Source organism: Streptomyces sp. NPDC086989 (assembly GCF_044745505.1).
Classification (GTDB): Bacteria; Actinomycetota; Actinomycetes; order Streptomycetales; family Streptomycetaceae; genus Streptomyces.
In genome coordinates this window covers 278255-301437 of sequence record NZ_JBIVAL010000004.1, presented here as the reverse complement: position 1 = coordinate 301437, position 23183 = coordinate 278255, and the positions used below count along the sequence as shown (strand labels likewise).

At 72.2% G+C, this 23183-nt stretch carries 20 protein-coding genes; 8 read left to right on the top strand and 12 right to left on the bottom strand.

The features are described 5' to 3' along the window. Positions 1 to 23 precede the first annotated feature (23 nt). The 4 genes from ACIPK4_RS11025 to ACIPK4_RS11010 all read left to right on the top strand — a co-directional run bounded on the left by ACIPK4_RS11025 (position 24) and on the right by ACIPK4_RS11010 (position 4538). A complete protein-coding gene (locus ACIPK4_RS11025) occupies positions 24 to 713 on the top strand; it encodes a hypothetical protein (protein ID WP_402311116.1) in 690 nt (229 codons plus the stop codon). A 49-nt stretch (positions 714 to 762) separates the two neighbouring features. Then, positions 763 to 1560, top strand: a complete 798-nt coding sequence (locus ACIPK4_RS11020) for a thioredoxin domain-containing protein (RefSeq protein WP_402311115.1) — start codon at positions 763 to 765, stop codon at positions 1558 to 1560. Between the two features lie 149 nt (positions 1561 to 1709). After that, entirely contained in the window at positions 1710 to 3374 is a 1665-nt protein-coding gene (locus ACIPK4_RS11015; RefSeq protein ID WP_402311112.1) for an alkaline phosphatase D family protein, read from the top strand. Between the two features lie 222 nt (positions 3375 to 3596). Beyond that, positions 3597 to 4538, top strand: a complete 942-nt coding sequence (locus ACIPK4_RS11010) for a zinc metalloprotease (protein ID WP_402311783.1) — start codon at positions 3597 to 3599, stop codon at positions 4536 to 4538. Between the two features lie 78 nt (positions 4539 to 4616). On the opposite strand, the gene ACIPK4_RS11005 is transcribed toward ACIPK4_RS11010, so the two are convergent. Continuing rightward, complete coding sequence (locus ACIPK4_RS11005; RefSeq protein WP_402311110.1) at positions 4617 to 5195, bottom strand: dienelactone hydrolase family protein; 579 nt, start codon at positions 5193 to 5195, stop codon at positions 4617 to 4619. A gap of 57 nt (positions 5196 to 5252) precedes the next feature. Here ACIPK4_RS11005 and ACIPK4_RS11000 point away from each other — a divergent pair, with 57 nt between their 5' ends. Beyond that, positions 5253 to 6311, top strand: coding sequence for a mechanosensitive ion channel family protein (locus ACIPK4_RS11000; protein WP_402311109.1), 1059 nt, complete (start codon positions 5253 to 5255; stop codon positions 6309 to 6311). 9 nt (positions 6312 to 6320) lie between these two features. Here the strand turns inward: ACIPK4_RS11000 and ACIPK4_RS10995 are convergent, their stop codons facing one another. Both ACIPK4_RS10995 and ACIPK4_RS10990 read right to left on the bottom strand, forming a co-directional pair. Continuing rightward, entirely contained in the window at positions 6321 to 7709 is a 1389-nt protein-coding gene (locus tag ACIPK4_RS10995; protein ID WP_402311106.1) for a sensor histidine kinase, read from the bottom strand. Beyond that, positions 7706 to 8401, bottom strand: coding sequence for a response regulator transcription factor (locus ACIPK4_RS10990; RefSeq protein WP_402311104.1), 696 nt, complete (start codon positions 8399 to 8401; stop codon positions 7706 to 7708). The genes ACIPK4_RS10995 and ACIPK4_RS10990 overlap by 4 nt, the downstream gene beginning before the upstream one ends. A gap of 97 nt (positions 8402 to 8498) precedes the next feature. On the opposite strand from ACIPK4_RS10990, the gene ACIPK4_RS10985 reads away from it, so the two are divergent. Beyond that, positions 8499 to 9683 carry a UDP-N-acetylglucosamine--N-acetylmuramyl-(pentapeptide) pyrophosphoryl-undecaprenol N-acetylglucosamine transferase gene (locus ACIPK4_RS10985; protein WP_402311102.1) on the top strand — a complete coding sequence of 395 codons (1185 nt, stop codon included), beginning with the start codon at positions 8499 to 8501 and terminating at the stop codon, positions 9681 to 9683. Beyond that, on the top strand, positions 9680 to 10675 hold the full coding sequence (locus ACIPK4_RS10980; RefSeq protein WP_402311099.1) for an SDR family NAD(P)-dependent oxidoreductase: 996 nt from the start codon (positions 9680 to 9682) through the stop codon (positions 10673 to 10675). Before ACIPK4_RS10985 ends, ACIPK4_RS10980 begins: the two co-directional genes overlap by 4 nt. Before the next feature lie 353 nt (positions 10676 to 11028). On the opposite strand, the gene ACIPK4_RS10975 is transcribed toward ACIPK4_RS10980, so the two are convergent. The 5 genes from ACIPK4_RS10975 to ACIPK4_RS10955 form a co-directional block, all read right to left on the bottom strand. Continuing rightward, the gene (locus ACIPK4_RS10975; protein WP_402311098.1) at positions 11029 to 12621 is read right to left on the bottom strand and encodes a Na+/H+ antiporter; all 1593 of its coding nucleotides are present in this window, start codon (positions 12619 to 12621) and stop codon (positions 11029 to 11031) included. Positions 12622 to 12817: 196 nt separating this feature from the next. Beyond that, entirely contained in the window at positions 12818 to 13282 is a 465-nt protein-coding gene (locus tag ACIPK4_RS10970; protein ID WP_402311093.1) for a GNAT family N-acetyltransferase, read from the bottom strand. Beyond that, complete coding sequence (locus ACIPK4_RS10965) at positions 13279 to 14220, bottom strand: RluA family pseudouridine synthase (RefSeq protein ID WP_402311091.1); 942 nt, start codon at positions 14218 to 14220, stop codon at positions 13279 to 13281. The genes ACIPK4_RS10970 and ACIPK4_RS10965 overlap by 4 nt, the downstream gene beginning before the upstream one ends. 63 nt (positions 14221 to 14283) lie before the next feature. Continuing rightward, positions 14284 to 14844 (bottom strand): signal peptidase II, encoded by a 561-nt coding sequence (gene lspA, locus ACIPK4_RS10960; protein ID WP_054224523.1) that lies wholly within the window; start codon positions 14842 to 14844, stop codon positions 14284 to 14286. 142 nt (positions 14845 to 14986) lie between these two features. After that, positions 14987 to 16027, bottom strand: a complete 1041-nt coding sequence (locus ACIPK4_RS10955) for a TraR/DksA C4-type zinc finger protein (RefSeq protein ID WP_402311088.1) — start codon at positions 16025 to 16027, stop codon at positions 14987 to 14989. 585 nt (positions 16028 to 16612) lie between these two features. Here ACIPK4_RS10955 and ileS point away from each other — a divergent pair. Then, the gene (gene ileS, locus ACIPK4_RS10950; RefSeq protein ID WP_402311085.1) at positions 16613 to 19759 is read left to right on the top strand and encodes an isoleucine--tRNA ligase; all 3147 of its coding nucleotides are present in this window, start codon (positions 16613 to 16615) and stop codon (positions 19757 to 19759) included. A gap of 285 nt (positions 19760 to 20044) precedes the next feature. Here the strand turns inward: ileS and ACIPK4_RS10945 are convergent, their stop codons facing one another. The 4 genes from ACIPK4_RS10945 to ACIPK4_RS10930 all read right to left on the bottom strand — a co-directional run bounded on the left by ACIPK4_RS10945 (position 20045) and on the right by ACIPK4_RS10930 (position 23181). Then, on the bottom strand, positions 20045 to 21262 hold the full coding sequence (locus ACIPK4_RS10945) for a DivIVA domain-containing protein (protein ID WP_054224524.1): 1218 nt from the start codon (positions 21260 to 21262) through the stop codon (positions 20045 to 20047). Between the two features lie 82 nt (positions 21263 to 21344). Then, on the bottom strand, positions 21345 to 21641 hold the full coding sequence (locus ACIPK4_RS10940; protein WP_053689581.1) for a YggT family protein: 297 nt from the start codon (positions 21639 to 21641) through the stop codon (positions 21345 to 21347). A gap of 60 nt (positions 21642 to 21701) precedes the next feature. Next, on the bottom strand, positions 21702 to 22310 hold the full coding sequence (locus ACIPK4_RS10935; protein ID WP_054224525.1) for a cell division protein SepF: 609 nt from the start codon (positions 22308 to 22310) through the stop codon (positions 21702 to 21704). Positions 22311 to 22461: 151 nt separating this feature from the next. After that, positions 22462 to 23181 carry a YggS family pyridoxal phosphate-dependent enzyme gene (locus ACIPK4_RS10930; protein WP_376200804.1) on the bottom strand — a complete coding sequence of 240 codons (720 nt, stop codon included), beginning with the start codon at positions 23179 to 23181 and terminating at the stop codon, positions 22462 to 22464. Positions 23182 to 23183: the final 2 nt, after the last annotated feature.

The following is a 23183-nucleotide window of genomic DNA, read 5'->3' as shown; positions in this document are numbered from 1 at the left end:
GGAGTCGTGGCAGACTCGCGCCGATGGACATATCCAGGGCAGGACTCCGAGGGCTGCGGGCCGCGCTGTTCAGCGCCCTCGTCGTGCTGCTCTCGGCCGGCTCGCACGTCCTGATGTCCCGGGTGCCGCTGCCGCCCGCACTGGTCGCCGGCGCCTTCGCCGGTGTGTTCTCGCTCACGTACGCGCTGGCCGGCCGCGAGCGGGGCTTCGGCCCGATCGCCGCCCTGCTGGTCCCGCTGGAGCTGGCCGCCGACACGGTCTTCACCGCCGGGCAGCACGTCTGCTACGGCCCGGCCGGCGGGCCCGTCTCCGGGCCGCTGCGGGCGCTGGGCCTGGACGCGCTGTGCGGCGGACCGCCGGTGGGCGGACCGCTGGCCGAGGTGCCCGGGGCCGTCCCCGACGCGGTGGCCCTGCTGGCCTCGCCCGGACCCTGGACCCCCTGGCTGCTGCTCGGCGCGCACGTCTCGGTCGGACTGTGCGCCGCGGCCTGGCTGCGCCACGGGGAGCGCGCGCTGGGCCGGCTGCTGCGCGCGGTGGCCGCCTTCGCGTTCCGGCCCCTGCTGCTGGCCGCGGCCTCGGCGGCGGCCGCCCACGGCCCGCTGCGGCGGGCGCTGCGCCCGGCCCTTCCGGGCGCGGGGGCCCGTACCCGCTTCCCCGCCCATTCCGTGGGACGCCGGGGACCTCCCGTACGCGGCGCGCTCGTCTGCGCCTGACCCCGTACGGAATTCCCCCTTCAGCGCGTCACACCCCACGGAGATCACCATGAGTTCACGCAACAGCCAGGCGAACAAGGCGGCGGCCCGCGAGCGGCTGCGCGCCGAGCGCGAGAAGCAGGTCAAGAAGGACAAGGTGCGCCGCCAGGTACTGGTGGCCGGCGCCGTCGTCGCCGTCCTCGCCCTGGCCGGCGGCATCGGCTACGCGGTCGTGCAGGCCAACCAGCCGGGCGAGTGGGACAAGGCCGCCGACGCCACGCTGGTCGCCCCGAAGAACACCACGGGCGACAACGGCACCACCGTGGTCATAGGCAAGGCCGACGCCAAGAAGACCCTCGAACTCTACGAGGACGCCCGCTGCCCGATCTGCTCGACGTTCGAGCAGGGGGTCGGCCCGCAGATCAGGAAGGACGTCGACGCGGGCAAGTACAAGATCCAGTACGTCGGCGCGACCTTCCTCGACAAGGCCTTCAGCGGCAGCGGCTCGAAGAACGCCCTGAGCGCGCTGGGTGCGGCCCTGAACGTGAGCCCCGAGGCGTTCCTCGACTACAAGTCGGCCCTGTACTCCAAGGAGAACCACCCGGAGGAGAAGGACGACAAGTTCAGCAAGGACGACTACCTGCTGAAGGTCGCGGACGAGGTTCCGGCCCTCAAGGGCAACGCCGAGTTCAAGAAGGCCGTCGAGGACGGCACGTACAACCGCTGGGCGATCGAGATGTCGAAGGTCTTCGACAAGAGCGGCGTCCAGGGCACCCCCACGGTGAAGATGGACGGCAAGAAGATCGAGCTCCAGGACATGACGGCGCAGTCCTTCACCGCCGCGGTGGACAAGGCCATCGCGGGCTGACCCGCGCCGGGTCCGCACCGGATCCGCACAAGACCCGCACCGGCTCCACACGGAGCCCGCACACGGGCAGGCGAACTCCGAGAGTTCGCCTGCCCGTTGCTTTCACGGGGGTGTACCAGCGGTTATACCCGTCAGTAATATGCCGGTCCGTGACCAGTCATCTCCCTTCCCCCACTGCGGCAACTCCGCGCCGCCGCACGGTCGTCAAGGCCGCCGCGGCCACCGCCGCCCTCGCCCCCTTCGCGACGGCCGCCCTGGGCATCTCCCCCGCGTCGGCGGCCTCGGGCGGGCCCGCCTTCCTGCACGGCGTCGCCTCGGGCGACCCGCTGCCCGACGGGATCCTGCTGTGGACCCGCGTCACCCCGGCCCCCGACGCCGTACCCGGCTCCGGCGTCGGCCCGGCCACCCGGGTGAGCTGGGAAGTGGCCGAGGACAAGGCCTTCTCCCGGATCGCCGCGAGCGGTTCGGTGACCGCGACGGCCGCCTCCGACCACACCGTCAAGGCGGACGTGCGCGGACTGCGGCCGCAGACCCCGTACTTCTACCGGTTCACCGCCGACGGCGCCGTCTCCCCCGTCGGGCGCACCCTGACCGCGCCGGGCCACGACGCGACGACCCCCGGGGTCCGCTTCGGCGTGGTCTCCTGCGCCAACTGGGAGTCCGGCTACTTCTCGGCGTACCGCCACCTGGCCGCCCGCACCGATCTGCACGCGATCCTGCACCTGGGCGACTACATCTACGAGTACGCGAACGGGGCCTACCCCGAGGCGAAGTACGTCGTGCGCCCGCACGAGCCGCGGCACGAGATCCTCGACCTCGCCGACTACCGCACCCGGCACGGCAACTACAAGACCGACGCCGACCTCCAGGCGATGCACGCCGCGCACCCGATCGTCGCGATCTGGGACGACCACGAGTTCGCCAACGACGCCTGGTCGGGCGGGGCCGAGAACCACACGCCGGGCACCGAGGGCGACTGGGCCGCCCGTGCGGCCGCCGCCAAGCAGGCGTACTTCGAGTGGATGCCCGTCCGCACCTCGACCGCCGGCACCGTCTACCGCCGGCTGCGCTTCGGCAGCCTCGCCGACCTGCACCTGCTGGACCTGCGCACGTTCCGCTCCCAGCAGGCCAAGATAGGCAGCGGCACGGTCGACGACCCGGAGCGCACCATCACCGGGCGCGCCCAGCTGGACTGGCTCAAGGCGGGCCTCGCGAGCTCGAACGCGACCTGGAAGCTGGTCGGCACCTCGGTGATGATCTCGCCGGTCGCCTTCGGCTCGCTGCCCGCGCACCTGCTGGCGCCCCTGACGAAGCTGCTGGGACTGCCCGAGGGCGGCCTCGCGATCAACGTGGACCAGTGGGACGGCTACACGGACGACCGCAAGGAGCTGCTGAACCACCTCAAGGACCAGAAGATCAAGAACACGGTGTTCCTGACGGGCGACATCCACATGGCGTGGGCGAACGAGGTCCCGATGAACATGGCGACGTACCCGGGGTCGGGCACGGCGGCCACCGAGTTCGTGGTGACGTCGGTGACCTCCGACAACATCGACGATCTCCTGCACGTGCCGGCGGACACCGCGTCGCTGGTAGCGGAGGCGGCGGTCAAGGCGGCCAACTGGCACGTGAAGTGGCTGGACATGGACGCCCACGGCTACGGGGTGCTGGACGTGACGGCCGAGCGTTCGCAGATGGACTACTACGTGGTGTCCGACAAGCGGAATCCGGCCGCCACCGCCGCGTGGTCGCGTTCGTACCGCACGGCGAACGGAACGCAGAAGGTGGAGCGGGCGTACCAGCCGGTCGGCTGACGGTCCGTCAATTCTGCTGCGCAGAGGGGCGTCCGGTGCAGACCGGGCGCCCCTCGACGCACAGAAGCAACAAATCTTTTACGTAAAGGTCTTGCTCAGTGCATGACATGGACACATAAGCTTCGCGCCAGCGTGAGGAAATCCCTCACCCCCCACCACGCTTCGCGAGGAGTCAACGTGCGCGCCCCTGCCCGCATATCCCCCATGCTCCGCCGCCGCCTCATGGGAACGGCCGTTCTGGCCGGAACCCTGGCGTTCGCCCCGCTCACGGCCCCCACGACCGTGGCCGCAGCCGCCAAGACCGGCTCCGAGGCCTGTGCCGACGCCGGCACCTCCGCCAACGCCCGGGTCGCCCGCCCGAAGGACAACCACGCGGCCGACCCCAACGAGGTGACGGACGCCCAGGTCAAGGCCATGGACGCCGACCTGGCCAAGAAGAACGCCGAGCTCGGCCCGCAGCGCCAGATGCGCGCCGCCGAGGTCACCGCCGCGACGACCATCCCGGTCTACGTCCACGTCATCACCTCCGGCACCGCCGGCAAGCTGACCGCCACGGACATCAACAACCAGATCGCGGTCCTCAACGCCGCCTACAGCGGCAACGGCACCGGCAACGTCGACTCGGGCTACCAGTTCTCGCTGGTCTCCACCGACTACACCGACAACGCCGCCTGGTACAACGTCTCGGACGGCACCCAGGCCGAGACGGACATGAAGAACGCCCTGCGCAAGGGCGGCTCCAACGCGCTCAACCTCTACACCGCCAACCTCGGCGGCGGCCTCCTCGGCTGGGCGACCTTCCCGAGCTCCTACGCCTCGCAGCCCAAGATGGACGGCGTGGTCATCCTCAACTCCTCGCTGCCGGGCGGCTCCTCCGCCAACTACAACGAGGGCGACACCGCCACCCACGAGGTCGGCCACTGGATGGGCCTCTACCACACCTTCCAGGGCGGCTGCTCGGGCAGCGGTGACTCCGTCGCCGACACCCCGGCCGAGAAGAGCGCCGCGTTCGAGTGCCCGACCGGCCGTGACAGCTGCACCAACAAGACGGGCGTCGACCCGATCCACAACTTCATGGACTACACGTACGACTCCTGCATGTACCAGTTCACGGCGGGTCAGGTGGCCCGCATGAAGAGCATGTGGAGCGCCTACCGCGGCTGAGCGGCATGACGAGGAGGGGGCGGGGTGCGCTTGCGCACCCCGCCCCCTCTTTTCCTTCCCCTACGGCCTTCCCCCGTCCTACAGGCTGTCGAGGAAGGCCAGCGCGACCCTCCAGGTCCGCTCCGCGGCCTCCGCGTCGTAGTCGTCGAGGTCGGGGTCCGTGAACAGGTGCCCGGCACCCGGGTAGCGGTGCACCTCCACGTCCGCGCCCGCACGCTGCATCCGCAGGTACCAGGCCGTCAGCCAGTCGTGCGGCTCGAACGGGTCCGGGTCCGCGATGTGCAGCTGCACCGGCAGCTCGTCGACCGCCGTGTCCTCCTCCAGGTCCGCCGTCCCGTGCAGGAGCAGCAGCCCGCGCGCCTTCTCGTCGGCCAGCGCCAAGTGCTGGGCGACGGAACCGCCGAAGGAGAAGCCGGCGTAGACCAGACCCTGGTCGGAGTAGGGGGCGGAGGCGAGCACCGCACGCTTGAGGAGCTCGTCGCGGCCGATCTCGTCCCGGTGCTCCATGCCCTCCTCGACGGTCTCGAAGGTGCGCCCCTCGAAGAGATCCGGCACCTGGACCTGGTGACCGGCCGCGCGCAGCCGGTCGGCCGCCGCGTGCACCGCGGGCCGCAGCCCGTACGTCGAATGGAAGAGCATGATGTTCATGCACACCATCGTGCCATTCGTCGCACGGGCGGAGCCCGGGGGCGCGTTCCGGCTACGTTGAGGTGCATGGACACGGATACCGTTCTGCGCCCGGTCGCGGTCCTCGTGGGCGCCCTGGTCGTCACCCTGATCGCCGGGTGGCTGCTGGACCTGCTGCTGCGCCGCGCCGACGCCCGGCACGGCGAGACCCCGCTGTGGGGGCTGCTGCGCCGCTGCCGCATGCCGTTCCGGCTCCTGTTGTGCACGACGCTGCTGTACGGAGCCCACCGCCGGGTGGGGATCGCGCCGGACTACGTGTTCGCCATGGGGCGCGCCCTGACCCTCGTCATGATCGCGTCGGCCGCCTGGCTGCTGGTGCGCATCGCGACGGCGGTCGTGGACTCCTCCTACGCGCGCTTCGCCGCCCAGCACCCGAACGACGCGCGGGTGCGCCGGGTCCGTACCCAGGTGACCCTGATCCAGCGGGCGGTCACCGCGGTCGTCGTGGTCGTCGCGGCGGCGGCGATGCTGCTCACGTTCCCGCCGATGCGGGCGGTCGGCGCCTCGGTGCTGGCCTCGGCGGGCGTCCTCGGCATCGTGGCCGGCATCGCCGCCCAGTCCACGCTGGGCAACCTGTTCGCCGGACTGCAGATCGCCTTCGGCGACACGGTGCGGATCGGCGACACGGTGGTCGTCGACGAGGAGTGGGGCACCGTCGAGGAGATTACCCTGACCTTCCTGGTGGTGCGCACCTGGGACGAGCGCCGGATCACGATGCCCGTGTCGTATTTCACAGGGAAACCGTACGAGAACTGGTCGCGCGGCGGCGCCCAGATGACCGGGACGGTCTTCTGGCACCTGGACCACAGCGCCCCGCTGGACCTGATGCGCGAGCAGCTCCGGCGGATCCTGGAGGAGATCCCGGAATGGGACGGCCGGACCGGCAGCCTGGCGGTCACGGACACGACCCCGCACACGATCCAGGTCCGGGCGGTGGTCACCGCGAAGGACGGCTCGGACGTCTGGACGGTCCGCTGCCAGGTCCGCGAACGCCTGATCGCCTGGCTGGTGGCCCACCACCCGTACGCCCTGCCCCGCATCGCCACGGCCCCGGCGGACCCCCGCCCTGGAGCAGGAGCAGCCTGACCCCGCGGCTCAGAACGTCAGCCGGAACAGGGCTCCGCCGCCCGGGGCCGGTTCCGCCACCAGCTCCGCGGAGTGCGCCCGGGCGATCTGGCGGGCCATCGCGAGGCCCAGCCCCGAGCCCGGCAGCGCCCGCGCCGTCCCCGCCCGGTAGAAGCGGTCGAAGACGTACGGGAGGTCCTCGGACGCGATGCCGGGGCCGTGGTCCCGCACCGTCAGCACGGCCCGTGCGCCGCCGCCCGGCGACACCAGCTCCACCTCCACCGGTGCCCCCGCCGGGCTGAACTTCGCGGCGTTGTCCAGCAGGTTCGACAGCAGCCGGGTCAGCCGGGCCGGCACCCCCGGCACCACCGCATCCTCACCGCGGACCCGGACGTGCACCGGTACGGACGGCCAGTGCGCCCGCGCCGCCTGCGCGCAGTGCTCCACCAGCGGAGCCAGCCGGACCTGCTCGACCAGCGGCTGCGGCTCCTCGTCCCGGGCCAGCTCGATCAGGTCGTTGACCAGCCCCGTCACCTCCCGCAGCTGGCGGCCCAGCGCGAGCGAGGCCCGCTCGCGCTGCTCCGCCGTCAGCCGCTCACCGCGCGCCAGCAGCTCCGCGTTCGTCCGCAGGGCCGTCAGCGGGGTCCGCAGCTCGTGCGAGGCGTCCGCGACCAGCCGCCGCTGCGCCGTCACCGACTGCTCCAGCTCGCCCAGCATGGTGTTGAAGCTCCCCGCCAGCCGCGTGATCTCGTCCTCCCGGCCGGGAGGCGGGAGTTCGATCCGGTGCCGGGGATCCCGCGTCGCCGCGATCCGCTCGGCGGTCGCCGTGAGCCGGGTCACCGGGGCCAGGCCGGTCCGCGAGACCCAGTACCCGAGCCCGGCCGCCACCAGCACCCCCGCCGCGCCGATCAGGGCCAGCCAGCGGGCCGCCTCCTCGATCCCGTCCTCGACCGTGTCGGCCCGCAGGGCCACCTGGAGCGCCCGGCCCTTCGCGTAGTCGGTGGTGAGCATCCGCGCCGGGTGCCCCGCGTGCACGATGTCCGTGTAGAACGGCGCGTGCCTCCCGGCGGCCACCGCCCGCGTCGCGGCGTCCACGGGCAGCAGGTACGGCGTCGCCGGGTCGTTCGCCGGGTCGGCCGGCACCACCTCCGCACAGGCGGGCGCCGCCAGGAACCGGCACTCCCCGGCCAGGGTGTCCGGCCCGGAGTCCGGGTTGCGCCGGGCCGCGAGCCGCGCGGACTGGGTGAGGCTCAGGTTCAGCTGCTCGTACAGGGCGCTGCGCACGACGAAGAAGGCGGCCGTGCACACCCCGACCGCGACCAGCGCGACCGCCGCCGTGGCCGCCAGCGCCAGCCGGGTCCGCAGTGGCCGGCGCCTGCGCCAGGGCGCCCCGAGCCGGCGCCGCCCGGCGCCGCTCATGCCGCGCCCAGCCGGTAGCCGACCCCATGGACGGTGTGCACCAGCCGCGGCTCGCCGCCGGCCTCCAGCTTCCGCCTCAGATAGCCGACGTACACGGCGAGCGAGTTGGAGTCCGGTCCGAAGTCCCGCCCCCACACCAGCTCCAGGATCAGCTCCCGGGGCAGCACCTGCCCGGGATGGCGCAGCAGCAGCTCCAGCAGCGCCGCCTCGGTCCGGCTGAACTCCAGCGGCCGGCCGCCGCGCCGCCCGGTCCGGGTCGCCGGGTCCAGGGCGAGGTCGGCGAAGCCGAGGAGCTCCGGGCCGGCCGGGTCGGGCGCGGCCCGGCGCAGCAGGGCCCGGACCCGGGCCACCAGCTCGTCCAGGGCGAACGGTTTGACCAGGTAGTCGTCGGCGCCCGCCTCCAGGCCGTCGACCCGCTCGCTCACCGAGTCCCGTGCGGTCAGGACGAGTACGGGCGTACGGTCGCCCAGCGCGCGCAGCCGCCGGCAGACCCCGAGGCCGTCCAGCACGGGCATCATCACGTCGAGCACCACGGCGTCGGGCTGCCAGCCGGCCACCTCCGACAGTGCGGCCAGCCCGTCGCAGGCACCCCGTACCTCGTACCCCTCGACGGCCAGACCGTCCTGGACGGCGGCCCGCACCTCGGGCTCGTCGTCCACGACCAGGATCCGCTGCGCACGCGTACTGCTCATGGGGCTGTGCATGGGGCTGCTCATGGGGCAAAGACTGCCAAACAGTTCTGAGAGAACCTCTTAGAACGTTCTTAGGGCGCACCGGGAGGCTGCGCCCATGACCACACGAAGCACCTCTCACCGGCCCCTGTCCGTAGTGATCGGCGCGGGCGGCACCGGCGGCCACATCTACCCCGGGCTCGCCCTCGCCGAGGCGCTGCGCGCGGCCGTTCCGGATGCCGTGGTCTCGTTCATCGGGACCGAGCGGGGCCTGGAGACCGAGCTGATCCCGGCGGCCGGGTACCGCCTGCACACCGTCGACATGATCCCGTTCGACCCCTCGCTCGGCGCGCGGCGCTATCTGCTCCCCGCCGCGCTGCTGCGTTCGGCCGGGCAGGCCCGGGCCGTGATCCGGGCCCAGGGGGCGCACGCCGTCGTGGGCATGGGCGGCTACCCGAGCGCACCGGCCGTGCTCGGGGGCCGGATGGCCGGACTGCCGGCCGTCATCCACGAGTCGAACGCGGTACCGGGCCGCGCCAACCAGTTCGCGGCCCGCCTCACTCCGCACGTCGCGGTGGCCTTCGACCGCAGCCGGGCCCATCTGGCGGGCGGGGCGCACGCCCTGACCACCGGCATGCCGATCTCCGCGGCCCTGGCCGGGCTGGCGGCCCTGCCGCGGCCGGAGCGCGCGGCCCTGCGCGCGCGGGCCCGGCGGGAACTGTACGTGCCCGACGGACGCCGGCTGGTCGTCTTCAACGGCGGCAGCCTGAGCGCCGCCCGCCTCACCGCGGCCGCCGTCGGGCTGGCCGGGCTCTGGCAGGGGCGCGACGACGTACAGCTGCTGATCAAGACCGGTCCGCGGGCCCTGGCGGACACCGCCGCCGATCTCGCGGCCTGCGGCGGGCAGCGGATCGCCCGGGCCGTGCCGTACCTGGACCGGATGGACCTCGTGTACGCGGCCGCCGACCTGGTGGTGTGCCGGGCCGGGTCCGCGACGGTCGCGGAGCTGGCGGCGACCGGCGTCCCCGCCGTCCTCGTCCCCTACCCGCACGCCCCCGGCGACCACCAGACCCACAACGCCCGGGTCCTGTCGGACGCCGGCGCCGGCCTGCTGCTGCCGGACGCCGCGACCACGGCCGGCCGGCTGGCGGACCTGCTCGGCCCACTGCTGGCCGACCCGGTCCGGCTGGCCGCGATGGCCGGCGCCGCCGACCCCGGCCCGCACGCGCGGGCCGCCGAACTGCTGGCGGCGCACGTCCTGCGCGTCGCCGGCCTCCCCCTCCCCACCCTGGAGCACGCATGAACCGCTGGAGCGACCGCACCGTCCTGGTCACCGGAGCCGAGGGGTTCATCGGGTCCACCCTGGTCGACCTGCTCGTGGAGCGGGGCGCGCGGGTCCGCGCCTTCGTCCACTACAAGCCGTACGCACAGAGGGGCCACCTGGCGCGGTACCTCGCGGACCCCGACGGCCCGGTCGAGATGTGGGCGGGCGACATCCGCGACGCGGGCCGGGTCAGCGACGCGGTGGAGGGCTGCGACACCGTGTTCCACCTGGCGGCGCTGATCGGCATCCCGTACAGCTACGCCTCGCCGGGCGCGTACGTCCAGACGAACGTGACCGGTACGCAGAACATGGCGGAGGCCTGCCGTCGCCACGGGGTGCGCCGCCTGGTGCACACCTCCACCAGCGAGGTCTACGGGACGGCCCTGACCGCCCCGATCGCCGAGACGCACCCGCTCCAGCCGCAGTCCCCGTACTCGGCGTCGAAGATCGGCGCGGACATGATGGCGCTGTCGTTCCACCACGCGTTCGAACTGCCGGTGACGGTGGTGCGGCCGTTCAACACGTACGGGCCCCGCCAGTCGGCGCGGGCCGTGATCCCGACGATCCTGGCGCAGCTGCACGCGGGATCGCGGGAGATCCGGCTGGGCTCCCTCGCCCCCACCCGGGACTTCACGTACGTGACGGACACGGCGGAGGGGTTCCTCGCGGTGGCGGAGTGCGACCGGGCCCTGGGCGAGGTGGTCAACCTCGGTACGGGCCAGGAGATCTCGATCGGGGACCTGGCCCGGGCCCTGATCAAGGCCTCCGGCCGGGAGGCGTCGGTGGTCGTGGACGAGACCCGCCTGCGCCCTGCGGGGAGCGAGGTCCAGCGCCTGCTGTCGGACAACTCCCGCGCCCGGGACTGGGCGGGGTGGACCCCGCAGGTCTCCCTGGAACAGGGCCTGTCCCACACCTCGGCATGGATCGCCCGGAACCTCCCCCTCTTCGCCCCGTCCCACTACGAGGTCTGACCGACCGACCACCCGCAGCGCGGGGCCCGGGGCCGGGCGCGGGGCCGGGCCCCCACCCGCCACGCAGGGCCCCGGTACGGGCGCGGGGCCGGGCCACCGCGGGGCCCGAGGGCCGGTCCCGGCTGCCCGGGGCCGCTGCACGGGGCACGCCCCCACCCGGGCCCGGGCTCCCACCGTTCCCCGGCTCCCGCCCGGCGTCCTCGATCGCCGGCGGGGCCGGAGACGCCCTCCCGCACGTACCGGTGCGGCCGGGCCGCATCCGGTCCCGTCGGCGTCCGAGGCGCGGGGTCCGGGGCCGGCCCCCGCGGGCGGCGCCACACCTGGGCACGGGCCGGGGCCGGGCGGGGGCCGGGTCAGCTGCTGCGGAGGCTGCGGACGTCCAGGTGGCGCAGGACGCGGTCCACGATCTCCGGGTCGGCGCCCGGCTCACTGCGTGCGGCCAGCACCTCGTGCCGCGCGGCCGACATCATCTCCCGCTGGATCCGCTGGACGTCCCGGATCCGCTCCACCCGCTTCGCGTAGGCCTCCCGCCGCTCCTCGTCGACCATGTCGGGGCTGATCCTCGCCCCCACGTCGTACGCCCGCCGGTACAGCACCTCCACGAGGTCGGCCGGGAGGTCCTCCGCCTCCTCGATCTCCTTCAGCCTCCGCTTCGCGGCCTTCGCCGCGCGGATCGCCAGCCGCCGCTCGGTCTCCCGCTCGGCGTCCTCGTCCGCCTCCACCCCCAGCTTCCCCACCAGCCACGGCAGCGTCAGTCCCTGGCACACCAACGTCACCATGATCACGGCGAACGCGATGAAGATGATCTGGTCCCGCGCCGGAAACGGCGCACCGTCCTCCACCCGCAGCGGAATGGCCAGCGCCAGCGCCACCGAGGCCACCCCCCGCATCCCGGCCCACCACATCACCACGCTCTCCCGCCAGCTCAGCGGGATCTCCTCGGCGTAGTCGCGTCGCGTGTGCAGCCGTTTGGCCAGCCACCCGGCCGGCAGCAGCCACGCCAGCCGTACGAGGACCACCACCGCGATCACGGCGGCCGCCCACCCCGCCATCTCCGCCACGCGGCCCTTCGCGACGCCGAAGACGTTGTGCAGCTCCAGCCCGATCAGACCGAACGCCACGCCCGTGACGAGCATGTCCACGACCTCCCAGAAGGTGTGCCCGGCGAGCCGCCCCAGCACGTCGTCCGCGTCGCTCGCGTACTCCGCGAGGAACAGCGCCGTCGTCAGCACGGCCAGCACGCCCGACCCCCTGAGCTCCTCGGCCACGACGTACGACACGAACGGCACGAGCAGCGTCAGCCCGATCTGGAGCGTGGCGTCGTCGAGCCGTCCCATGAGGGCGTTGGTGGCCCACCCCAGCAGCAGGCCGACGCCGACGGCGACCACGGCGGAGAGCACGAACTCCCCCAGCGCGACGGGCCAGGAGAAGCTGCCGCTGACCGCGGCGGCGATGGCCACGTGATAGAGCACGATCGCGGTGACGTCGTTGAACAGGCCCTCGCCCTCCAGGATCGACACCATGCGGCGCGGCAGCCCGAGCGATCCGGCGACGGCGGTCGCGGCGACGGGGTCGGGCGGGGCCACGAGCGCGCCGAGCGCGACCGCGGCGGCGAGCGGCAGTGCGGGGACGACGGCGTACGCGACGGCGGCGACGGCGGCGGTCGTGACGAACACGAGAGCCACGGCGAGCAGGAGGATGGGCCGGACATTGGCGGCGAACTGCCGCCACGACGTGCGCTGCGCCGAGGCGTAGAGCAGTGGGGGCAGCAGGAGCGGCAGGATGTACTCGGGCGGGATGTCGACGTTCGGCACGGCCGGCACGAGTGCCAGTGCGGCCCCGCCGATGGTCATCAGGACGGGCGCGGGCAGCCCGAGCCGGTCCCCGAGCGGCACGGTGACCACGGCTCCGAGCAGCAGCACGAACAGCAGAGCAAGCTGATCCACTCCCCCACCCTGCCAGGCCGCTGTCGCCGAGCCGTGCGGTGGGGGGCTGCAGCCGCGTGTCGGCACCCCGGGCGCCGGCGGGCCCGTACGGGGCCGGCGCCGTCCGCCGGCCTTCACCGGGGGCCGGGTCCGGGCCCCGGTGAAGGGGAGAAGGGCGGCATGGGGACCGGCCCCGCGGGGACCCGGTCAGCCCCGGCTACGGGAGCGTGCGCCGCATCGACCGGTGCGGGATGCCCGCGTCCTCGAACTCCGGCCCGTAGGCCGTGTACCCGAGCCGCTCGTAGAAGCCGAGCGCGTGCGTCTGCGCGCCCAGGTCGACCGCAGCGAGGCCCAGCCGGGCGGCCTCCGCCTCGATCGCGCGGACCAGGGCCACTCCCACGCCCAGGCCGCGCGCGGACTTGGCGACGGCGAGCCGACCGAGGGAGCCGACCGTCAGGTCGCCCGTCTTGGCCAGCGCGGCCGGCCCGTGGAGCAGCCGGCCGGTGCCGAGCGGTTCCCCGCCGGGCCCCTCGGCGAGCACGTGCACGGCGTCCGCGTCGTACGCGTCGTACTCGATCGACTCGGGCACGGACTGTTCGACGACGAACACCTCGCTCCGTACCGCGAAACAAGCCCGGAGGTCCGCCTCGGAGGCGGCGCCCCTGACCGTGAAGGCCGTCACTCGCTCTCGGCCCGGATCACGTCCAGCGCGTGCTGGAGGTCCGCCGGGTAGGTGCTCTCGAACTCCACCCACTGGCCGTCCGACGGGTGCTCGAAGCCGAGGCGCACGGCGTGCAGCCACTGGCGGGTCAGGCCCAGCCGCTTGGCGACGGTCGGGTCGGCGCCGTAGGTGAGGTCGCCGACGCACGGGTGCCGGTGCGCGGACATGTGGACGCGGATCTGGTGCGTGCGCCCGGTCTCCAGCTTGATGTCGAGCAGCGAGGCCGCGCGGAAGGCCTCGATCAGGTCGTAGTGGGTGACGGACGGCTTGCCGTCCTGGGTGACGGCCCACTTGTAATCCGCGCTGGGGTGGCGGCCGATGGGCGCGTCGATGGTGCCGCTCATCGGGTCCGGGTGCCCCTGGACCAGGGCGTGGTACCGCTTGTCCACGACCCGCTCACGGAACTGGTTCTTCAGTGAGGTGTACGCGCGCTCGGACTTGGCGACGGCCATCAGGCCGGAGGTGCCGACGTCGAGGCGGTGCACGATGCCCTGGCGCTCGGACGCGCCGGAGGTGGAGATGCGGTAGCCGGCGGCGGCGAGACCGCCGATGACGGTGGTGCCGGTCCAGCCGGGGCTCGGGTGGGCGGCGACGCCCACCGGCTTCATGATGACGACGATGTCGTCGTCGTCATGAACGATCTCCATGCCGGGGACGGGCTCGGCGACGACCTCGACCGGCCGCGGCGGCGCGGGCATCTCGACTTCGAGCCAGGCACCGCCGTGCACGCGCTCGGACTTCCCGGCGACGCTGCCGTCGACCGACACCTTCCCCGCCGCGGCGAGCTCGGCCGCCTTCGTCCGGGAAAAACCGAACATACGGGCGATGGCGGCGTCGACGCGCTCGCCTTCGAGGCCTTCGGGAACGGGCAGGGTGCGGATCTCGGGAATCGTACTCACCCGTCGAGTATGCAGGACTCGACGGCGCGGCGGTTCCGCGATCAGTGGGCCACGGCCCCGCGATCAGTCCTTGTGGACCGTGCCGTCCGGGTCCAGACCCTTGAACGAGAGCAGCACGATCAGGATGCCGCCGCACACGATCGCCGAGTCCGCCAGATTGAAGACGGCGAAGTGGGCAGGGGCGATGAAGTCGACGACGGCCCCCCGGAACACCCCCGGCGAACGGAAGATGCGGTCGGTGAGGTTGCCCAGCGCGCCGCCCAGCAGCAGGCCCAGGGCGATCGCCCACGGCAGGCTGTAGAGCTTCCGTGCCAGCCGCACGATCACGATGATCACGGTGGCCGCGATGCACGTGAAGATGATGGTGAAGGCCTCGCCGAAGCCGAAGGCGGCGCCCGGGTTGCGGATCGCCTCGAACTTCAGCAGGTCGCCGATGATCCGGATCGGCGGCTGGTGCTCCAGCTTCGCCACGACCAGCATCTTGCTGCCGAAGTCCAGCAGGTAGGCGAGAAGCGCGACCACGAGCAGTGCGACGATCCGCCGACGCCCCTTGGGCTCGACGGACTCCGGCTGGGCGCCTTCCCCGATCTCCGGCGTACCGATGATGCTCTCCGCCTCTGCCACGTGAGTCCCTCTGCTGGCTCGAACCAGGTTGCCGACGACACAGCCGTGCCAGGTTCCTGGACCCTGACGAGACACGAGAGTACGTCAGGGTCCGTCCGGGGCGCCGCCCGGCCCGTACCGCATCACCGGACCCCGGGCCGGCTCAGTGCCGCCGCTCCTGCTTCTGCTTGCAGTCCACACACAGCGTCGCGCGCGGGAAGGCCTGCATCCTGGCCTTCCCGATGGGCCGGCCGCAGTTCTCGCAGAGCCCGTACGTGCCGGCCTCCAGTCGCTCCAGGGCCCGCTCGGACTGTTCGAGCATCTCGCGGGCGTTCGCGGCGAGGGCCAGCTCGGACTCGCGGGTGATGTTCTTGGTGCCGGTGTCGGCCTGGTCGTCGCCCGCGCCGTCCCCGGAGTCGCGCATCAGGCCCGAGATGGCCTCGTCGGAGGCCTGGAGCTCGTTGCGCAGCCGCAGGACCTCGCTCTGCAGCTCCTCGCGCGCCTCGGTCACCTCTTCCGGGGTCCAGGGGTCCTCACCCGGCCGTACGGCCAGCTCGCCCGGCGCCAGGCCTGCCGTGACCCTGGCCTTCGGCAGGCCGCTGGTGGCGGCCGCAGCCGTCTTCCTGGCCGTGCCGGTGCTCTTCTTGGCAACCACTTTCCGGGCTCCCGTCTGTTGCGCGGCGTGCGCCGCCCCCTCGGCCCCGGCCGCCTTGGCCGTGGCCTTCCTCGCGGTCGTCTTCCCGACGCCGGTCGCCTTCTTGACGGCCGTCCTGTCGACGGCCGTCCTGTTCACGGCCGGGCTCTTCCCGGCCGTGGCCTTCCCGGCCGCCGCCTCCTTGGCGGGCACCTTCCCGGCCGTCTTGGCGGGCGCCTTCCCGGCCGGGGCCTTCCCGGCAGTCGCCTTCCCGGCCGTCCTGGCGGGCGCCTTGCCTGCCGTCTTAACGGCCGTCGCGCCTGCCGTCTTGGCGGGCGCCTTGCCTGCCGTCTTGGTGGCAGTCTTGTCGGCCGTCTTGCCAGCCGTCTTGGCGGGCGCCGTGGCCGCCGCCCCGCCGGCCGTCCCGGCTGCCTTCCCGGCCGCCGCCTTGGCCGACGGCTTCTCGGCCGCCTTCTTACCGGCCGTGGTCTTCTTGCCGGCCGTGGCCTTTCCGACAGCCTTTCCGACAGCCTTCTCGGCAGTTCTCCCGGCGGTCTTCTTAGCCACCATGGCCGCGGCCCCTTCACATACTGTGATCTTGCGCGCGAATCGTGCCGGAACGATAAATCGACTCCGGCCTCGCGGCAACGGGGCACGCGTCCGTCGATGCCAACCTGCATCCGTTGTGCCCAGCGGGAAGCCCGGTAATCCGCCACTCCCGTCACACCGGAATCCGGACCGGCACATCGGCCCGTTCGGGTCACGCCGCACACCCGCCCGGCGGCCGGCCCGGGCCCGTCGCACCCCCCGCCCCGACCCCCCGTAAACCGGTCTGCCGAGCGGGCCCCCGCCCCGTACACTGGGCCCAGCGAAAGGCATGGACGGGGACGAGTAGCGTCGGACGCAGCCATGAGCGACCCGGGGACGGTGAGAGCCCGGGGGCGAGCGCGATGCGAAGGATCACCCCTGAGCCGCCGGAAGAAAGCCGTACGGATCCCACCGGATCCCGCGCGGCGAGTAGAACCGGCTTCGCACCCCAATGAGGGGGCCACCGGATCCGTCCGGAGGCCAAGGAGGGTGGTACCGCGGGAGCAGCAGTCGGCTCTCGTCCCTCCGGACGGAAGCGACACCCCGCCGGAGGAAGAGTTCAGCCTCATGACCACACCGCCGCAGTACCGCCCGGTACCCGCCCAGGTCGACCTGCCTGCCCTTGAGCACGCCGTCCTCGACTTCTGGCGCGAGAGCAAGACCTTCGCCAAGACCCTGGAGCAGTCCGAGGGACGCCCCGAGTGGGTCTTCTACGAGGGCCCGCCCACCGCGAACGGCATGCCCGGCGCGCACCACATCGAGGCCCGCGTCTTCAAGGACGTCTTCCCCCGGTTCCGCACGATGCGCGGCTACCACGTCGCCCGCAAGGCCGGCTGGGACTGCCACGGCCTGCCGGTCGAGCTCGCCGTCGAGAAGGAGCTCGGCTTCAACGGCAAGCAGGACATCGAGGCGTACGGCATCGCCGAGTTCAACTCCAAGTGCCGCGAGTCCGTGACCCGCCACACCGACGCGTTCACCGAGCTCACGACCCGGATGGGCTACTGGGTCGACCTGGACGACGCGTACCGGACCATGGACCCCGAGTACGTCGAGTCCGTGTGGTGGTCGCTGAAGGAGATCTTCAACAAGGGCCTGCTGACCCAGGACCACCGCGTCGCCCCCTGGTGCCCGCGCTGCGGCACCGGCCTGTCGGACCACGAGCTGGCGCAGGGCTACGAGACGGTCGTCGACCCGTCGGTCTACGTCCGCTTCCCGCTGACCTCCGGCCCGCTCGCCGGCGAGGCGGCCCTGCTGGTGTGGACGACGACCCCCTGGACCCTGGTGTCCAACACGGCGGTCGCGGCCCACCCCGAGGTCACGTACGTGGTCGCCACGAACGGCGACGAGAAGCTCGTCGTCGCCCAGCCGCTGCTGGAGAAGTCCCTCGGCGAGGGCTGGGAGGCCACCGGCCAGACGTTCACCGGCAAGGAGATGGAGCGCTGGACGTACGAGCGTCCGTTCTCCCTCGTCGAGTTCCCCGAGCCCGCCCACTACGTCGTGAACGCCGACTACGTCACGACCGAGGACGGCACCGGTCTGGTCCACCAGTCCCCCGCCTTCGGCGCCGACGACCTCGCGGTCTGCCGCGCGTACGGCCTGCCGGTCGTGAACCCCGTCCGCCCCGACGGAACCTTCGAGGAGGAGGTCCCGCTGGTCGGCGGCGTCTTCTTCAAGAAGGCCGACGAGAAGCTGACCGCCGACCTGGACGCGCGCGGCCTGCTCTTCAAGCACATCGCCTACGAGCACAGCTACCCGCACTGCTGGCGCTGCCACACGGCCCTGCTCTACTACGCGCAGCCGTCCTGGTACATCCGCACCACCGCCGTCAAGGACGCGATGCTGCGGGAGAACGAGAAGACGAACTGGTTCCCGGAATCGGTCAAGCAGGGCCGCTTCGGCGACTGGCTGAACAACAACATCGACTGGGCGCTCTCCCGCAACCGCTACTGGGGCACCCCGCTGCCGATCTGGCGCTGCGAGGAGAACCACCTCACCTGCGTCGGCTCCCGCGCCGAGCTGTCCGAGCTCTCCGGCCAGGACCACTCGAACCTGGACCCGCACCGCCCGTACATCGACGACGTCACGTTCACGTGCACGCACGAGGGCTGCTCCCTGACCGCCGTCCGCGTGCCGGAGGTCATCGACGCCTGGTACGACTCGGGCTCGATGCCGTTCGCGCAGTGGGGCTACCCGTACAAGAACAAGGAGATCTTCGAGAAGCGCTACCCGGCGCAGTTCATCTCGGAGGCCATCGACCAGACCCGCGGGTGGTTCTACACCCTGATGGCGGTCGGCACGCTCGTCTTCGACAAGTCCTCGTACGAGAACGTGGTCTGCCTGGGCCACATCCTCGCCGAGGACGGCCGCAAGATGTCCAAGCACCTGGGCAACATCCTCCAGCCGATCCCGCTCATGGACCAGCACGGCGCGGACGCGGTGCGCTGGTTCATGGCGGCCGGCGGCTCCCCGTGGGCGGCCCGCCGGGTCGGCCACGGCACCATCCAGGAAGTCGTCCGCAAGACCCTCCTCACGTACTGGAACACGGTCGCCTTCCAGGCCCTGTACGCCCGTACGTCGAACTGGGCCCCGTCGGCGGCCGACCCGGCGCCGGCGGACCGCACGGTCCTGGACCGCTGGCTGCTGTCCGAGCTGAACGCCCTCGTGACCGAGGTCACGGACGCGATGGAGTCGTACGACACCCAGCGCGCCGGCAAGCTGCTGTCGGCCTTCGTGGACGACCTCTCCAACTGGTACGTCCGCCGCTCGCGGCGCCGCTTCTGGCAGGGCGACGCAGCGGCGCTGCGCACCCTGCACGAGGTCGTGGAGACGGTGACGCGCCTGATGGCGCCGCTGACCCCCTTCATCACGGAGCGGGTCTGGCAGGACATGATCGTCCCCGTCACCCCGGACGCGCCGGAGTCGGTCCACCTGTCCACGTGGCCGGCCGCCGACACCTCGGCGGTCGACACGACCCTCTCGCAGCAGATGCTCCTGGTCCGCCGCCTGGTGGAGCTGGGCCGGGCCACGCGTGCCGAGTCGGGCGTGAAGACCCGCCAGCCGCTGTCCCGGGCGCTGGTCGGCGCGGTGGGCTTCGACGCGCTGTCCCCCGAGCTCCAGGCCCAGATCACGGAGGAGCTGAACGTCTCCTCCCTGGCCTCCCTCTCGGAGGTCGGCGGCTCGCTGGTGGACACGACGGCGAAGGCGAACTTCCGGGCGCTGGGCAAGCGCTTCGGCAAGGGCGTCCAGGACGTGGCGAAGGCCGTCGCCGCCGCCGACGCGGCGGCGCTCTCCCTGGCCCTGCGCTCCGGCTCGGCGACGATCTCGCTGAACGGCGAGGAGATCTCCCTCTCCCCGGAGGAGGTCATCATCACGGAGACCCCGCGCGAGGGCTGGTCGGTGGCGTCCGACTCCGGCGCGACGGTGGCCCTGGACCTGGAGATCACTCCGGAGCTGCGGCTGGCGGGGCTGGCGCGTGACGCGATCCGCCTGATCCAGGAGGCCCGGAAGAACTCCGGCCTGGACGTGGCGGACCGGATCGCCCTGCGCTGGTCCTCCTCCGACCCGGAGGTCGTGACGGCCCTGACGGACCACGCGTCGCTGATCGCGGACGAGGTCCTCTCCACGGACTTCGCGTCCGGCGAGGCCGACGGCGCCTACGGCGAGCCGTTCGCGGACGAGTCCCTGTCGCTGACGTTCCGCCTCCGCAAGGCGTAGCCTCCCGGCCGTAACGGCCCGCGCCCCTTCCCTTCCGGTCGGGGGCGCGGGCCGTTTCGTTTCCCCCGCCCCGCCCCTTCCCGGAACCGGGTCCCGCCCGGGCCGGGGTCGCGGCGGCCGGCCCCCGGGAGACGGGGAAGGGGCCGGGCGGGGAGAGGCTCCGCGCGGCGCACCCCGCGCCCCCGGCGCCCCCGCGCCGGGCACGCGAACGGGCCGGGCCCGGCACCCCCGAAGGGGAACCGGGCCCGGCCCGTGACTGCTGACGGCGCCCGTGGGGCGAGCCGCTTAGTTGTCGTCCTCGTCGATCAGGAAGCCCCGCATCGGCGACGGCGCCTGCTGCATCGGCTGCGGTGCAGCAGGCCGCACCGGAGCCATCGGCTGCGTCATCGCGGGAGACATCTGCTGCTGGCCACCGTACGAGGGGCCGCCCATCGGGGACGGGCCACCCATCGGCGAGGGACCGCCCATGGGCGACGGGGCACCCATGGAGGGGTTGCTCATCGAGTGGCCCATGGCTCCGGCCGGAGCCATCGACGGGGTCGGCGACGGCGGCAGCGCCGGACCGGCCGGGTTGCGCGGCGGGGCCAGGGAGTCGTCCGCCTGGGTCTCCAGCTGACGCAGCTGCGACTCCAGGTAGGACTTCAGGCGCGTACGGTACTCACGCTCGAAGCCCCGCAGGTCCTCGACCTTGCGCTCCAGCGTGGCGCGGGCGGACTCCAGGGAGCCCATCGCGACGCGGTGCTTCTCCTGGGCGTCCCGCTCCAGCGCGTCGGCCTTGGCACGGGCGTCCCGCTCCAGGCCCTCGGCGCGGCTGCGCGCCTCGCCGACGATCTTGTTGGCCTCGGAGCGGGCCTCCGCGATCGCCTGGTCGGCGGTCTGCTGCGCCAGCGACAGGACGCGGGCGGCGCTGTCGCCACCGGGGCCCTGCTGCGGGAGCTGCGGCTGCTGCTGCATCGGCTGCATCTGCTGGCCCATGGGCTGCATCTGCTGACCCATCTGCTGCATCTGCTGGCCCATGGGCTGCATCTGCTGGCCGAGCGGGTTCTGGCCGCCCATGGACTGCTGGCCCATCTGCTGCTGGCCGCCCATGGTGTGCATGGGGCCGCCCATCGGGCCCGGGCCGCCCGGACCCTGCGGTCCGAGTCCGCCGGGGCCGGCCGGAAGCTGCGGCTGGCCGCCCGGGAGCTGGGGCGGGCCCATCTGCGGGGGGCCCTGCTGCGCCGGCGGGCCGGATATGGCGGCGGGCACGGGGGCACCGGGGCCTCCGGGGCCGCGCTGGTCCTGGGGTTCCGGCTTGCGCATGCCCTGCTGCTGCTGGTTCTGCGCGGCGGCACGCGTGGCGGCGGCCAGCTTCGCGCGCAGGTCCTCGTTCTCGCGCAGCAGGCGCGTCAGCTCGGATTCGACCTCGTCGAGGAAGGCATCGACCTCGTCCTCGTCATAGCCTTCTCGGAGGCGGACGGTCGTGAACTGCTTGTTCCGCACGTCCTCGGGAGTCAGCGGCATGTCTTCTTCACCTCTACGTAGTCGTCGGCAGTCGGCAAGACCGTATCGGGACTGTCCCCACGCCCGCGGGGAAGCTCATCGTTCACACGCTTCTCGCAGCGGTGCTCACGAAACTGATGAGTATGTAAACGATGATCATCAGAACGAAGAAGGACAGGTCGAGTGCCACGCCCCCGAGACGCAACGGCGGAATGAAACGCCGGAGAAGCTTGAGCGGTGGATCGGTGACAGTGTAGGTGGCCTCAAGGACGACCACCATCGCCTTGCCGGGTGTCCATGAACGTGCGAACTGGAAGACGTAGTCCATCACCAGTCGGAAGATCAGCACGATAAGGAAGCACATCAGCACGATGTAGACCACCTGCAGTGCGACGCCCATCCCGCGCTTCCCTCTCCCCTGCTCTCACTCTGGCCCCGGCCCCGTGTCTGACGGATCGGTCTAGCTTTGGTTGAAGAACCCGCCCTCCGCGATGCGGGCCTTGTCCTCCGCCGTGACATCGACGTTAGCAGGCGACAGCAGGAACACCTTCTGTGTCACGCGTTCAATGCTGCCGTGCAGGCCGAAGACGAGGCCGGCGGCGAAGTCGACAAGTCGCTTCGCATCCGTGTCGTCCATCTCGGTGAGGTTCATGATCACCGGAGTGCCCTCACGGAAGTGTTCCCCGATGGTACGGGCCTCGTTGTAGGTCCGGGGGTGCAGCGTCGTGATGCGGTACGGCTCCCGCTCGGAGACGACCTTGGGCATGATCACGGGGGCGTTCTTCTCCAGGTTCGAGCGTTCAGGTGTGATGGATGCCACGGGGGCAATTCGCGCAGGACGTCCGTTTTCCACCGGCAATGGGATGGGTTCCCGTTGCGCCGGAGGCTGGGTGACTCGTACCGGTTCATCCGTTACGGGCGGTTGGTGCACGGGCTGCTGGCGCCGGCGATCCCGCTCCGGTTCCGGCTCGGGCTCGAACTCGTCGTCGGGGTCGTATCCCGGGTTGTCGTACCGGTCGTCCTCCACGAGGCCGAGGTAGACCGCCATCTTGCGCATCGCGCCGGCCATTCTCTGAGTCCTCCGCTCTGTGGTGGATCGCCCTGTCGCAGGTGTGTCGCCGTATCACCAAAGTAACCAACTGCCCGCGATCCACGTGGTCTGTCCGCCCATCAGCGGGAATGACCATATTTTCTGCTGTGGTCCGACTTTCTTCGCGACGTTACCCGAGCCGGGGTCTCGCGCCGAGTACCGCAGTGCCGACGCGTACATGTGTCGCACCGGCCGCAACGGCCTGTTCCAGGTCTGCACTCATCCCGGCGGAGACCATCGTGGCAGCCGGATGGTCCGCGCGCAGGCGGGATGACAATTCCACCAGCCGCTCGAAAGCGGCCTGTTCGCGTCCCGCGTAGGGCCCGGCCAGCGGAGCCACGGTCATCAGACCGTCGAGCCGCAGTCCGGGTGCCCCGGCCACGAGGTCCGCGAGTTCACCGAGCTGCTCCGCGGCGGCGCCGCCGCGGGTGCCGCGCTCCCCCGACTCGGCGTCGAGGGCGATCTGCACGAGGCAGCCGAGTTCACGCCCGGCCCCCTCAGCGGCCGCGGAGAGCGCCGTGACGAGCTTCGGCCGGTCGACCGACTGCACGACCTGTGCGTATCCCGCAACGGAACGGACTTTGTTCGTCTGCAACTGGCCCACGAAGTGCCAGCTGAGCGGCAGATCCGCGCAGGCCGCGGCCTTGGGCGCCGCATCCTGGTCGCGATTCTCCGCCACATGACGGACCCCCAGGTCCGCCAGCAGTCGTACGTCGCTCGCAGGGTAGGTCTTGGTGACGACGATGAGCGTCACCTCGTCCCGCCCACGCCCCGCGGCCGCACAGGCGGACGCGATGCGCTCCTCCACCCGCGCGAGGTTCTCCGCGAGTTCCGACTTACGATCCGTCATTA